Source organism: Bacillus sp. FSL K6-0042 (genome assembly GCF_038006685.1).
Lineage (GTDB): Bacteria > Bacillota > Bacilli > Bacillales > Bacillaceae_G > Bacillus_A > Bacillus_A pseudomycoides.
Window position 1 is genome coordinate 473,405 of record NZ_JBBOVS010000001.1, and the last position, 13,648, is coordinate 487,052.

Annotated in this window: 15 protein-coding genes and 1 pseudogene; 12 read left to right on the top strand and 4 right to left on the bottom strand. The window is 34.1% G+C overall.

Annotation, left to right across the window (positions count from 1 at the left end; all coding sequences use genetic code 11):
* Positions 1 to 4 precede the first annotated feature (4 nt).
* Positions 5 to 412 carry a 3-hydroxyacyl-ACP dehydratase FabZ family protein gene (locus MHH45_RS02520; protein WP_016131492.1) on the bottom strand — a complete coding sequence of 136 codons (408 nt, stop codon included), beginning with the start codon at positions 410 to 412 and terminating at the stop codon, positions 5 to 7.
* Positions 413 to 488: 76 nt separating this feature from the next.
* Positions 489 to 1,688 (bottom strand): LL-diaminopimelate aminotransferase, encoded by a 1,200-nt coding sequence (locus MHH45_RS02525; RefSeq protein WP_140386049.1) that lies wholly within the window; start codon positions 1,686 to 1,688, stop codon positions 489 to 491.
* A 183-nt stretch (positions 1,689 to 1,871) separates the two neighbouring features.
* On the opposite strand from MHH45_RS02525, the gene pduL reads away from it, so the two are divergent.
* A complete protein-coding gene (gene pduL / locus MHH45_RS02530; RefSeq protein WP_088094119.1) occupies positions 1,872 to 2,441 on the top strand; it encodes a phosphate propanoyltransferase in 570 nt (189 codons plus the stop codon).
* A gap of 32 nt (positions 2,442 to 2,473) precedes the next feature.
* Here the strand turns inward: pduL and MHH45_RS02535 are convergent, their stop codons facing one another.
* A complete protein-coding gene (locus tag MHH45_RS02535; protein ID WP_088094118.1) occupies positions 2,474 to 3,676 on the bottom strand; it encodes an MFS transporter in 1,203 nt (400 codons plus the stop codon).
* Between the two features lie 231 nt (positions 3,677 to 3,907).
* On the opposite strand from MHH45_RS02535, the gene MHH45_RS02540 reads away from it, so the two are divergent.
* The 10 genes and pseudogenes from MHH45_RS02540 to MHH45_RS02590 all read left to right on the top strand — a co-directional run bounded on the left by MHH45_RS02540 (position 3,908) and on the right by MHH45_RS02590 (position 10,329).
* Positions 3,908 to 4,495: a hypothetical protein gene (locus tag MHH45_RS02540; RefSeq protein WP_088094117.1), complete on the top strand. Its 588-nt coding sequence runs from the start codon at positions 3,908 to 3,910 to the stop codon at positions 4,493 to 4,495.
* Between the two features lie 70 nt (positions 4,496 to 4,565).
* Positions 4,566 to 5,351, top strand: coding sequence for a class I SAM-dependent methyltransferase (locus tag MHH45_RS02545; protein WP_033671902.1), 786 nt, complete (start codon positions 4,566 to 4,568; stop codon positions 5,349 to 5,351).
* 69 nt (positions 5,352 to 5,420) lie between these two features.
* Entirely contained in the window at positions 5,421 to 5,612 is a 192-nt protein-coding gene (locus MHH45_RS02550; protein WP_003198184.1) for a YvzF family protein, read from the top strand.
* Between the two features lie 426 nt (positions 5,613 to 6,038).
* Complete coding sequence (locus MHH45_RS02555; protein ID WP_016115176.1) at positions 6,039 to 6,479, top strand: LytTR family DNA-binding domain-containing protein; 441 nt, start codon at positions 6,039 to 6,041, stop codon at positions 6,477 to 6,479.
* Between the two features lie 12 nt (positions 6,480 to 6,491).
* Entirely contained in the window at positions 6,492 to 6,962 is a 471-nt protein-coding gene (locus MHH45_RS02560; RefSeq protein WP_088094116.1) for a DUF3021 domain-containing protein, read from the top strand.
* Positions 6,962 to 7,690, top strand: coding sequence for an ABC transporter ATP-binding protein (locus tag MHH45_RS02565; RefSeq protein WP_016115174.1), 729 nt, complete (start codon positions 6,962 to 6,964; stop codon positions 7,688 to 7,690). The genes MHH45_RS02560 and MHH45_RS02565 overlap by 1 nt, the downstream gene beginning before the upstream one ends.
* Positions 7,687 to 8,412, top strand: a complete 726-nt coding sequence (locus tag MHH45_RS02570) for an ABC transporter permease (protein WP_088094115.1) — start codon at positions 7,687 to 7,689, stop codon at positions 8,410 to 8,412. The genes MHH45_RS02565 and MHH45_RS02570 overlap by 4 nt, the downstream gene beginning before the upstream one ends.
* 247 nt (positions 8,413 to 8,659) lie before the next feature.
* Positions 8,660 to 9,382 (top strand): annotated as a pseudogene (locus MHH45_RS02580) (nucleoside hydrolase); the annotation flags it as partial.
* Positions 9,383 to 9,589: 207 nt separating this feature from the next.
* Positions 9,590 to 9,838, top strand: coding sequence for a GlsB/YeaQ/YmgE family stress response membrane protein (locus MHH45_RS02585; RefSeq protein ID WP_003197984.1), 249 nt, complete (start codon positions 9,590 to 9,592; stop codon positions 9,836 to 9,838).
* Between the two features lie 95 nt (positions 9,839 to 9,933).
* On the top strand, positions 9,934 to 10,329 hold the full coding sequence (locus MHH45_RS02590) for a hypothetical protein (protein WP_003197987.1): 396 nt from the start codon (positions 9,934 to 9,936) through the stop codon (positions 10,327 to 10,329).
* Positions 10,330 to 10,527: 198 nt separating this feature from the next.
* On the opposite strand, the gene MHH45_RS02595 is transcribed toward MHH45_RS02590, so the two are convergent.
* Positions 10,528 to 11,733, bottom strand: a complete 1,206-nt coding sequence (locus tag MHH45_RS02595) for an MDR family MFS transporter (protein WP_088094114.1) — start codon at positions 11,731 to 11,733, stop codon at positions 10,528 to 10,530.
* Between the two features lie 63 nt (positions 11,734 to 11,796).
* On the opposite strand from MHH45_RS02595, the gene MHH45_RS02600 reads away from it, so the two are divergent.
* Complete coding sequence (locus MHH45_RS02600) at positions 11,797 to 13,572, top strand: ABC transporter substrate-binding protein (RefSeq protein WP_088094141.1); 1,776 nt, start codon at positions 11,797 to 11,799, stop codon at positions 13,570 to 13,572.
* Positions 13,573 to 13,648: the final 76 nt, after the last annotated feature.

A 13,648-nucleotide genomic window follows, 5' to 3' on the forward strand; every position in this document is an offset into this window, starting at 1 on the left:
ATCTTTATTTAGTGATGTAAACTAATAACTTTTCAACTATAACAATTGGTTTACCATTTACAGAAGCGATTCCTTTGCCGAGAATAAATCCTCGTTTGTTCCGTAGAACTTCATATTGTAAATCTAGCTTATCACCAGGAGTAGCAGTTCCATTAAATGTTACGCCGTCTAATGAGGAGAGAAATCCTAATCCATTAGACTTGCTTGTTCCCACGAATGCTCCAAGCTGCGCAAGTGCCTCTACAATTAGCATGTGAGGCATACTGTTTTGATTCTCATTTATAAACCATTCGTTAGTTGTTATTAATTTATATCCTTTTACGGATTTTTCATTTTCAATTTCTGTAATTCTATCAATCATTAAAAATGGGTGACGATGGGGAAGTGTATCGTTAATAGCTGTGATATTCATATGTACCTCCTAATTTCTAAATGAAAAGTGAATATAAAATAATAACCCCTGCTAAAAGGAAGCAGGGGATTTGTAATTAATTCTTGACTAATGCATTTGCTTTTTCAAGAGAGAAAATACCGCTATTTTTAATGTTTTCAACAACTTGTTGTAATACTTCTTTATCTTGGACAAGTGCGATGCGAACAAAACCTTCACCATGTGGTCCAAAAGCATGACCAGGGGTTACAACAACATGCGCACGATCCATTAATGCATAAGCAAATTTTAATGAAGTCCAGCCTTTTGGTATTTCAGCCCATATGAACATACTGCCGGCTGGTTTATCAACATGCCATCCGAAAGAAGCAAATCCATCAACTAAAGTATCTCTACGTTCTTGGTAGATGATGCGGTTTTTTTCACAGAAATCGGCCCCTTTACGTAAGGCAACTGATGCGGCCTTTTGAATTGGCAAGAACACGCCGTAGTCTGTGTTTGATTTAAATTGTGTAAGTGCACCTACAATTTCTTCATTTCCAATCATATAACCAATGCGGCTACCAGCTAAGCTATAGCTTTTGGATAGGGAATTAATTTCAACACCAACTTCTTTGGCGCCAGGAACAGATAAGAAACTGATTGGTTTCTTTCCATCATAATAAAATTCTGCATATGCGAAATCATGTACCACAATGATATTGTGTTGTTTTGCGAAGATGATAACTTCTTTGAAGAAATCTTCATGTGCCATTGCTGGAACTGGATTTCCAGGGAAGTTTAATATCATCATTTTTGCTTGTTTAGCAATTTCTTCAGGAACGTCTTGTAAATTAGGTAAAAAATCATTTTCCTTCTTTAAAGGCATGAAGTAAGGCTTTGCACCTGCCATTTGAATACCCGTCTCATATGCTGTATATCCAGGATCAGGTACTAAAATAAGATCACCTGGATTTGCAAAAACCATAGGTAAGTGAACAAGTCCATCTTGGGAACCCATTAATAATAAAACTTCATTGTTTGGATCTAATTTAACATTGTGATTGTTATCGTAATATTCAGTTACTGACTCGTGAAATTCTTGAATACCTGTTAAAGTATAACCGTAATTTTCTTTTCCGCTTGCTGTATGTACCATAGCTTCTCTTACAATATCAGCAGGAGGCATATCTGGATTGCCAATACTTAAATCGATCATTTTGTGACCTGCTGCAATTTTTTCCTTTTTATAAGCTGCTAATTCACTGAATATAGAAGATTGAAATGCTTTCATTCTAGCTGCTAACGTATAAGTCATCAAAACCCCTCCTAAAAAACTGTGCTTTCATTTTTCTAACTTTTATATTCTTTTATTATTCTGAAAACACATAATTGTATTTTATCACTTTTGAGCCAGAATTCAAAACACAGTTGTGTAAAAAGAAAAAGAAGGGAAGGCTAAAGAGTATGAATACTACCACATAATGAAGAGGTGTTAAAGGTGAAACAAATTCCAATTGGTGTATCAAATCGGCATATTCATCTGACAAACGAAGGGTTAGAAAAGCTTTTTGGAGAAGGATATGAACTCCTGGTTGCAAAAGAGCTTTCACAACCGGGAGAATTTGCAGCGAAAGAAACAGTAACAATCAAGACCGAAAAAGCAGAAATCTCAAAGGTCCGTATCCTTGGTCCTATTCGAAAGTTTACACAGGTTGAAATTTCAAAAACAGATGCACGTAAATTAGGAGTGGATGCTCCGATTCGAGCATCAGGCAATATTGATGGAACACCAGGGATTACTCTTATTGGTCCAAAGGGTTCTTTAAAAATTGAAAAAGGTGTAATCATCGCTGAGCGCCATATCCATATGACACCTCAAGATGCTGAAAGATTTCAAGTGAAAGATGGACAATATGTAAGTGTGAAAGTAGAAGGAAACAGAGGATTGATTTTTAATCAAGTGTTAATTCGTGTAAAAGATACATACGCCTTAGATATGCATATTGATACAGATGAAGCAAATAGTGGGAATATAACAACAGGAGACTTAGGTCATCTCTTACAATAAGAGAAAAATCCATCTCAATTTGGAGATGGATTTTACATGTTCGATACTTGGGAAGTGTTTTTACTTGCCTGCTTGTGCTTTGATAACGACATAAAAATAATTAATAATGAAATAGCGCCAAAAATAAGAACCATATATCGTAACCCAATTGTGTCTAAGAAGAACCCAGTTCCAAGTAAGACAATTTGGAACATTACCCTTTCAAACATATTACGGAATGAGAAAAGACGTCCATGATAACTTTTTTTAACTTTCGTTTGGAAAATTGTTGACATGATAGGGAAGAAACAACCAACGCTAAATCCAAACAGACCAAATGATACAAGTGCCATCCATTTCACATCACTAAAGAACAATGAGAGATGTGCAAAAGCAGTACAGAAGGCGAAGAAATAAAGTAATTTATCAGGTGGGAAATGATCAGATAAACGCTTAATTACGAAAGCTCCTAACATAAAAGCCACACCTTCAATGGTATAAATAAACCCTTTAATTGTCGGATCATGTTGCATTTCGCTAATATTAATAACCATTAAATTGAAACCAGCGATGAATAAAAGGGGAATAATACTTAAAATAAGTGCCCGAAATGCAACCGGGATTCCTCTTAAAATCCGAAATACTTCCATAAAGCTATTATCTTTTGCTGCTTTTTTACTTGATGTATTTGATTTTTGATCTTCAAATTGTAGGAAAAAGGTCGACAGGAATAATAAAGCGTATGCTGCCATTGAGAACGCGTACATGTACTGTAAACTCATAGCGACAAGAAGAACACCACCTAGTGAGGTTCCAGCAATACGAGCGATTGTTCCGATATTCATATGGACACCATTCATCTGTAATAGTTCATGTTCACGAACAATAAGCGGAATAACAGACTGCAATGCAGGGAAATAAAAAGCCGCTGAAATTTGAAGGGCAATCATAAAGGCAATCATAAAGGCGATACTTTCATATTGAATAGCGAAGAACATAAAAATAACACTGATAACACGGCCGAAACCAGCATAAAGAAGGACTTTCTTTTTTTCGTATTGATCGATAACACGACCAGCCATCGGACCAACAAGAACACCGGCTAATAATCCAATAAATAAAATAACCGACTTCATAAAATCAGAAGGTACATACTTCTGCATAAATTCTAGATTGCCAAGAATCCCAAGCCACAAACCAAGCCCAGCGATAAACTCACCGATTAGAACAATCCAGACATTTTTATTACGCCACATAACAAAACCTCTCAGTCTTATAAAATAGGAAAAATCGTATATAAATCCTCCTTTTTATTCATACATTTGAATCATTATTTTTTAGAGTCAGAGTCTATATTACGTGTTTGATAATGGAAATTCAATCTTTTTGATTTGGATAAAACTTTGTTTTTATAGAGCCGAAAAATCAAATTTACATATTAGAAAATAAATTGGAATAAATTTAAAATGTATGAGGGAGGGATACTTATGATTCAACAATTTTTTAAAAAATTGTTCGACCAGTTCTTACAGGAGCAGGAAGAGGAAATAATAGCAAAGCTTTGTTTTTGGATTGTCTATTATTACATATCAGTCCCAAAATATATGGTGAACTCTAGTGGTATTTTAGTACATATGAATCAAACACATGAAGGCTATACGTATGATACAATTGGAGATTTTTTACGGGAGTATAGTGGGAAAACAAGAGGAGCGTTCTATTTTGAAAGTAGAATATACCATATTAAATTTGAGGAAATGATTAGGGAGAAGTGCCGTGAAATGATTTATGCTTATTACTTTCCACGCTTTATTGATGAACATTCGTTATTATGTAAAGAGTTATTAAGAGAAATAGGTGTAGGTAAAACAGAAATTGAATGCGAAAGTTTCTATACGTTGATTTTTAATTATTGTGCAGAAACAAAGGATTGGGTTGATGAATACGAAGAGAATGTGTTAAAAGAACTATTTGTATTGTCACTTCCCTTCATTGTACAAGCATATGGTATAAATGTATGTAAATATATAAAACAAGAAGGAAATCGGAAGGAAATAGAGTGCCTAGTTCATTGAATAAAGAGGATATTTATATATTCTTGCTGAAAAAGAATATGTAAATATATGTAGAAAGAAGATGATTGAAATGAGTAACGAAGAACTTGTGAAAACACAATTTGGTAGTAATGCTGAAAAGTATGTGAATAGTCAAATTCATGCAAAAGGGCCAGATTTACAGTATGTCGTTCAACAAGTGAAAAATCGTAAAAATATTCGTCTTCTTGATATTGCTACAGGTGGCGGTCATGTTGCTAATTTATTAGCCCCGATATTTAAAGAGGTTGTTGCGCTCGATTTAACAGAAAAAATGTTAGAAAAAGCGAAAGCATTTATCCAGACAAACGGACATGAAAATGTATCATTTGTAGTAGGAAATGCAGAGGATTTACCATTTTCTAATCAATCGTTTGATACGATTATTTGTCGCATTGCAGCGCATCATTTTTCAAACCCTTCTCAATTTATTTTTGAAGTACATCGAAAGTTAGAAGAGAACGGATTATTTATATTAATTGATAATGTCTCCCCAGAAAACCTAGAATATGATACATTTTATAATTTTATTGAGAAAAAGCGAGATCCAAGTCACAGGAGAGCGCTTAGAAAAACAGAGTGGATTTCATTATTAGAAAAGCAAGGTTTACAAATGCAATCATGTTTCACATTTGAAAAACAATTTAATTTTGATTGGTGGTGTAACATGATGGATGTCCCATCGCCAACACGCTCCAAGTTAACGGATTGTATGATGAAAGCGTCAAATGAAATGAAGGAGTTCTTCAACATACAATTTAACAATAATAAAGTAGAATCATTTTATACGGAGATGGCACTGTTTGTATGTCATAAAAGTTCAACGCTAAAAAGATAATTTTCTTGCAGTCTTTTCTCAGTACGCTATACTTAGTACAGAGAAATAGAGAATTGAGGAGTAATAACAATGATTCGTGTACGCGTTGAGGGAACTGAAAAAGAGATTGTTGAATTTTTGGAGAAAATGCCTGAAATTCCTGGGTTTGAAAAGACACATGTTAGAGAGCCGAAAAAAGGAAACAATCCTAAATATGATACAAGTAAGAATGTATTAGCATATTTGTCGTATAAAAAGATGGAAAATGCTGTTCACAAATAATAAAGTCCTTTAAAAACAATAAAATTGTTTAATGAAAGAGAGCCGAAACGACACAAAATACAGTGTCGTTTTTTCTATTCATGTATAATAGAAATATAAAAAGTTCCTTTAATTAACAGGGAATGTTTTTTAGTGAAAGGTATATTTTGAATATTTAGACCGATCTTATATAATTTGTTAATCTGTATAAAAAAATAACTTAATGAAATGATTTTTATTTATAACTACATATATTAAATTAGCATACAGAGGGTCTGTTTTTATGTGCTTTTTTACTGTAGAGAGTGAGAATGTGATCCTGAAGTATCTAATTGTTATATTCTTCTTTTGACCAGTTATTGTGTGAAAACGACCGATTATCGAAAATCCATTTACAGTAACTTAAATAGCTTTTATATTTAGAGCGAGTGAAAGGGAAGTGGTGAAGTGAAGTTTGAAGTGTCGATTGATCCATCTTATAAAGAGCCGAAAATTATCATTCTAACGGATAAAATGACAGATGAGATATCTGATATTATGAAGCGACTATCGGAGACTCATATGGATTCATTAGCTGTATTTTCAGAAAGAGGTGTTGAAATTGTTGAATGTAAAGATATCATTAGAATCTATACAGAGAAACAGAAGGTATTTCTCCAAACCGCTGCTGGTATTTATCCCGTTCGCTCAAGGTTATATGAACTGGAAGAGAAATTAAATAGTCAATTTTTCGTTCGTATTTCAAATTCAGAGTTTGTTAATATTAAAATGATTACGAATATGGATATTAGTATGACAGGAACAATTGGCGTGTCATTAACAGGGAATATCAAAACGTATGCTTCTCGACGCTATGTTTCAAAAATTAAGAAACTGTTCGGAATATGAGGTGGGAATATCTTGAAAAATATAATTAGTCGAGTTGTTGGTGGTTTTGTTATTGGTGTGATTATTGGACAAATCGTACAACTCCTTATTTCGCTCACATTAGGTCAAGGAGAATATATGCCAGTTGTGGAACAGTTTCGCTCTTTATTTGTTAGTGAGATGTCAGCTGTCATGGTACAAATACTGTTAACAGGGCTGATTGGGGTCACATTCGCTACAAGTTCGCTTGTTTTTGACATAGTGAAGTGGAGTCTACTAAAACAGTACATCGTACATTTTTGTATAACAGCACTAGTATGGGGGCCGATTGTAACGCTACTGTGGATGCCTAAAACATCTATAGGCACACTGATTTTTTTTATTGGCTTTTTAGGTACGTATGTCATCACATGGACTATTCAATACATGATTTCAAAGAATGATATAAAAAAAATTAATGCTGCGATTCAATCAAGGCAATTTGAAGGGAAAAGTGATGAATAATGGCCATAATTATAAAAAATCTAACGAAAAAATTTAAAGAGCGCACAGCTGTTGACAATCTTTCACTGACGATTAAGAAGGGAGAATTCTTCGCACTTTTAGGGCAAAATGCTGCTGGAAAAACAACAACGATTAAAATGCTTAGTTGCTTACTTACACCTACAAGTGGCGATGCACTGATGTTAGGAGATAGTATCATCAAAAAACCTACCGCAGTAAAACAAAAAATAAACATTTCTCCGCAAGAAACTGCGGTAGCTCCGAATCTTTCTGTAAAGGAAAATTTAGAATTCATCGCGAGTATCTATGGAAGTAATAAGCAAGAGGCTAAGCAAAAAGCGGTGGAAATGATGACAAAGTTTGGACTTTCGGAGCGAGCAAAAAATAAAGCAAAAACATTATCAGGTGGATTGCAGCGCCGGCTAAGCATTGCGATGGCACTTATTTCGTCTCCCAAAATCATTTTTTTAGATGAGCCAACACTAGGACTTGATATTCGTGCTAGACATGATCTGTGGAAGACTCTACTTGAATTAAAGGGTAAAATCACGATTATTTTAACGACGCACTATCTAGAAGAAGTAGAAGCACTTGCTGATCGCGTCGGTATTATGCATGGTGGTAAATTGCATGCACTTGGAACGATTGATGAGTTAAAAGAAAATACGGGACAATCTTCTTTAGAGGATATTTTCCTTACACTAACTGAAGAGGGGGACGGACTATGAGATATTTAGCATTTGCTTCACGTAATCGTAAGGAGATTTTACGAGATCCTCTGACGCTTCTTTTTGGGATTGTGCTTCCGGTTATTATTATGTGTCTTTTTTCAATCATGCAGAAAAATATGCCTTTGGACCTTTATCATATAGAAAACTTAACACCAGGTGTAATCGTTTTCAGCTTTTCTTTTATTACGTTATTTTCAGGGATGCTGATTGGTAAGGATAAAAGCAGTTCGTTTTTAATGCGGATTTTTGCTTCTCCTATGTCTGCCTCTGATTATATTACTGGGTACGCTCTTCCACTATTACCGGTTGCCATTCTTCAAATTGTTATTTGCTTTATTTCAGCATTCTTCTTAGGTCTATCATTTAATGCGAATGTATTAGGTGCCACTATTCTACTCATTATCATTGCAATGCTTTATATTGGATTTGGTCTACTACTTGGTACGTATTTTACGGATAAGCAAGTTGGTGGGATTTTTGCGATTTTTGTTAATCTCACAACATGGTTAAGTGGCACTTGGTTTAAGTTAGATATGATTGGTGGTACGTTTAAAACAATCGGTTATGCATTGCCATTTGCTCATGCGGTTGATGCTACACGATTTGCTTTATCTGGTGAATATGGTGATCTTGTTGTACCTTTATTATGGATAGTTGGTTATATAATCATTATCTTCGTAATCGCTGTTTTGGGCTTTAAGAGGAAAATGAAAAGTTAAATAAATTGTATTCATATTAAAAAATACACGATAGTTGAATAAAATATAAACAATTTTATTATCTCCATATAACCGCCAGTAAATAGGCGTTTTTTTATTTGATACTGTTTCACCGCCTTGTCTTTTTCGCATAATAATAATAGTAGAAAATGATGAAGAGGAGTGAGAGGAGTTAATAAAAAAATAAACTTTTTTGGAGATTTTGGTATCAATGATGCATTTGCTTTAATTTATGCCGATAAAACATGCAACATTATTTCTTTTGTATCCAGATGTAATGGACCAAGTATGCGCTTATTATATAATGGGTGGCACATTTTTATTTCCAGGTAACGTTACTCCTGTTTCAGAAGCTAACTTTTACCCCGCATTAACGGGCAGTAAGACCCCCACCTCAAAGTTCAGCGAAAGCAAAGAAGTTAGGTGGGGGATCAACTGCCCATAAAAGCCCGATTCGTTCAACTAATAATCAGAGGAGGATGAAGAAAACCCCCACTGATTAAAGTTTCACTTTATGGAGATCCAATTGCAACTAATATTGTCATGAAATATGCCAAGAATGTTAGTGTTTATCCGTTAAATGTAACGCAGCAGGCACTTATTACTCCTGAAATGGAAACATTATTAATGAAAAGGGAACAGGGCTAGCAAAACTAATTAAGCCAATGATTGATTTTTATTATGAGAACTTTTATAAAAAAGAATACCTTGGAATTGGTGGAAGTCCCATTCATGATTTATTACCGTTTATTTCATTAATGAATGATAATATCTTTGAATATAAAAAGTCTGCTGTATGGATAAGTACAACAAATGACGAAACTCCAGGACAAAGTGTAGCTGATTTTAGAAAGATTGCTGAACCCATAAGATTTGATAATCGGTCTGTACAAAGAATGGCCATTGATTTTAACTATCAAACGTTTTAAAAAAATTTATGAGAACAATGTTGAAACCAGATTGTTCTTAGGGAATAAGGCTATGAGATCATCGAGGAATAATATGGTTTGGAAAAATAATTTATTTTGAATGGATACAAAACTGTATTAATTCAATTGTATAAAAAGCTATACGTGGCATTTAAGGTATAACTTATCAAAAATAGTAGCATAACTAATGGTAAGCAATAATTTATAGGTATTATTTTTGTTTTGTAAAATTAAGGAGGTATAGTGATATGGCATTTATATGGTCTTTAATTGTTGGTGGTATTTTAGGATGGCTAGCAAGTTTAATCGTTGGTAAAGATGTACCTGGTGGTGTGATTGGAAATATTATTGCTGGGATAATCGGTTCTTGGCTTGGCACATTGTTATTGGGTACGTTTGGACCGGTTATCGGAGGGTATGCAATTATTCCAGCATTAATTGGTGCCATTGTTTTAATTTTTATTGTCAGCTTATTACTGCGTGCAATGCGAAAATGAAATTAGGTGGATCGCTGAAAATTGTCAGCGATCCATTTTTGTATTATTTGTCCTAATCTGTTATGCTACTGTTATACAATCAGGAGGTGTAAGCATTGAAATCATTTACAGTAAACTTTCATCAAGAAGACAATGCAAAAGCAACAACAGTACATAAGTTAAGTGAAGAGGACTTCAATAAAGTAACAGAAAACGGTACTCGTCATCTATTTGATCTAGATACAAATGTTGGTTTCTTTGTATTCTTTGATGCAGAAGATGCAGAAGGCAATGAACAATACTTAATGTTGCAATATGAAGGAGATCATGAAGAGCCAAGTGCTTGCTACGGATTTGATTTGAAATTATTCTATCAATTTTTAGCACTTTACTTAAATGACCTTGAATTCCAAGGTGAAACAGATGAAGAAGAGGAAGAATATGGTCCAATTCATCATTTAGCTCATTTACTTTACCACATCGTTGAAGATGGAAAAAGTATTGAAGTATAAATACATAGCTAAAGCTGCCTTTAATAGGGCGGCTTTTTTATTTTGGATAAATTTCATAAAAATGGTTATGCAAATTGTTAGCAGAAATCTAAAAAAATAACAATTTATGAATAAAGAATATATACATGTAGAGTTTTACCCAGAGGATAGTGTTAATAATATGGCAGGGTAGTTGATATAAGAAAAAGAGCTGTTCTGTTATAAGGACAGCTCTTTTGATTTATTACGCTCTACTGAATATACAAAGTAAGTTTGAACAATTCCTCCGATTATTAACAAGCAGGCACAAATATAAAATAGAGTGCCGCCGCTTACATGACTTAATATAACTGCACCTATAGCAGGGCCGCACGTTCGAGAAATATCCCAGTGTATGCCGTAGATAGAAAAATATAATCCCCGCTTGTGACTTGGTGCTATTCTGGAAACAAATCGTAGTAAGTGATTTAAAGCAATACTTTCACCAATTGTCAGGAAAAGCAATGTGAAGAAGAGTGACCATAATGTTGTAGAATAACCATAACCAATAGCAGCGAATGTATAACAAATATATGAAATTACAATTATTTTAGGCATTGAAAATCGTTCAGACCATTTGACAAGACCAACTTGCAGGATGATTTCCATTACAGCTTTACAAGTTGAGATAAATGCGAGAACGAATAAGAAATTTGGAAAGATATTTTCTGCAAATACACGATAATTCGTTTCAGTTTGGGCATAGAAAAAGCTAATCGGAAGAGTAGATATCATGAGTCCAAATATAGCATAATGCTTAAAAATAAACTGTGTACGTGTTGTTACTTGTGCTGATCTTTCATTAGTTTGAAGAATTGGAGCTGTTTCTGGCAGTTGTGTCCAGACGAGAATGGCATACAGCAGGAGAGTTACAGCTTGAATGATAAATAAGTATTCAGGGTGACTATTGTAAAAAAAGGCACCGATGAATGGACCAATCACAGCACCGATAGCTCCTACTGTTTGAAGAACAGCGAATATTTCTGCTTGTTTTTCTTGCTTTGTTAAATCTGCAATTTGTGCACGTTGAGCAGGAATATATAAGGAGCGGCCAATACCATTCATCACATATAACAAAGCAAAGAATAGGACTGATTCAGCAAAAACAAATCCGCCTATTGCAATTGCCTGCACGAATAACCCGAGTAACATAATTTTCTTTCTACCGTAGCGATCTGTTACACCTCCAGCAATGATTGTGAACACAATATCAGAAAGTGGCTGCAATCCAAACAGAAGCATTGTCAGAATCACATTACCTTCCAAAGCTTTATTGACATGTACAATAAAAATAATCGCTAACATCGCTTCAGTTGTTCTTGTTAACAATTCACCTAGTAATCGAATCCAAATAGGTTTGCTATAACGTTTTATAAGATGATTCATTCTTCATTTCCTCCTTTCTATATGGAAATCTTAAGATAGAAGCAAGAAATGAAAAAGGGTAGAATGAAAGAGTGGGATTTTTCACCTTTTAGGGGGATGGATATGGTTATTTTGGATCAGTATGTTCAGCTGTGGCTCCGGTATGGAAAAGGGAGAACAGAGGGAGAAAAAATAGAAATATCATTACAAAATATATCAGAAACAGTGTTTTGTACGGATCGTAATAGTAAATTTATTATAAAAAAATTAGAAGAGCTAACTTGGATTTGTTGGTTTCCAGGACGCGGGAGAGGGAATCTGTCAAAGTTATCGTTTCAAAAAGATCCTGCTTCCTTAATTTTAGAAAAGGGGAAAGAAATAACGAAACAGGGGGATGTAAAGGGTGGAAAAGCATTTGTTGAGCAATATAGCTCATATTTCTCCGTATTAGAAAAACAATTCCAAGCTTGGATAGATTCGATATTTGGTTATCAAATTGAAATGACTTCTCGAGGAAGACAAGATGTACTGCGTTTACAAGTTGAAATGAACCTGAAAATTTCTTTAGATCCTGTATATGCTACAATGCGTTCGGAGTGTCATATGGTAAAACATCTATATGACACGCTTATTTATGTTAATGAGAGCACAAATACAATAGAGCCGAGACTCGCTTTTCATTGGGAATATAATGACAATCTAAAACTATGGACTTTTTATTTACGAAAGGGGGTTCGATTTCATAATGGAAAACGATTTACAGCTCATGATGTTGTATATACATTTGGTAGGTTTATGAATAAAGAGGATAATCCGTATTCATGGATGCTTCAACATGTTGAAAGTGTTCGTATTGTAAATGAATATATTGTAGAAATGCACGTGCATACGGAAAATCAGTTATTGTTACATGCTTTAAGCTCAGAACAGTGTTCTATTGTAATAGAAGATGAGGAAGACAACCTAATTGGAACAGGACCGTTTAAACTGTGTGAAAATGATGAGTCTATTTTTGTATTAGAAGCGCATGATTTGTATTTTCGTGAACGGCCCTTTCTCGATCGGATTGAATTATGGAATGTGCCACAAAGTATAGATACATATGATGTGTTGGTGAAGGCGCAACATAAAGAATTAGAAAAGTATCATAAGGAACTTTCTATATTGGAATCCAATGTAACATATATAACGTTAAACACTGAGAAACAAGGACCTATGCAAGATGTTACATTTCGAAAAGCATTGTATAAAATTATTCATAGTAACAAAATAATAGATGAGTTAGAGGGAGAGCGTGGCGAGGTAGCAGAGGAATTAGTATTAACGAATAGCTCTGTCCCGGGAATTGAGGAGGATATTCATACCCTTATTGGAAATAGCAAATACAATGATGAAACATTATATTTATATACATTTAAAGAGAAGGATCATGTAGAGGATTCATATTGGATCCAAAAAGAATGCGCCAAATATGGAATTGTAATTGAAATAAAGTTTCTGGTAGCAGAGGAATTATTACAGGTTCAAATGATAAAGCAAGCAGATATCATTCATGATAGTGCTACCATTAGCGAGCAAACAGAAAGCAGTTTTCTGTATATGTTTCTTTCAAAAAATAGCTTTATTTATCAGCATAGCTCTCTGGATTTTAATGAGCAATTACATTCATATTTTATTGAACCTAATTTTGAAAAGCGGATTACACTGTTACGCGATATAGAGGACACATTGTTACGTAATATTCATATTGTTCCTTTATATCGTAATAAACAACACATACGTACACATGAAAAAGTGCAAAATATAATCATCAACGCTCAAGGGTGGATTGATTTTTATAATATATGGTTTAAACCTTAATATATAAGCATTTAATAAAGGTTCTTTTGAAAAATCAAAAGGGCCTTTTTGTATGGAAGTACATTTTGATTTTGAA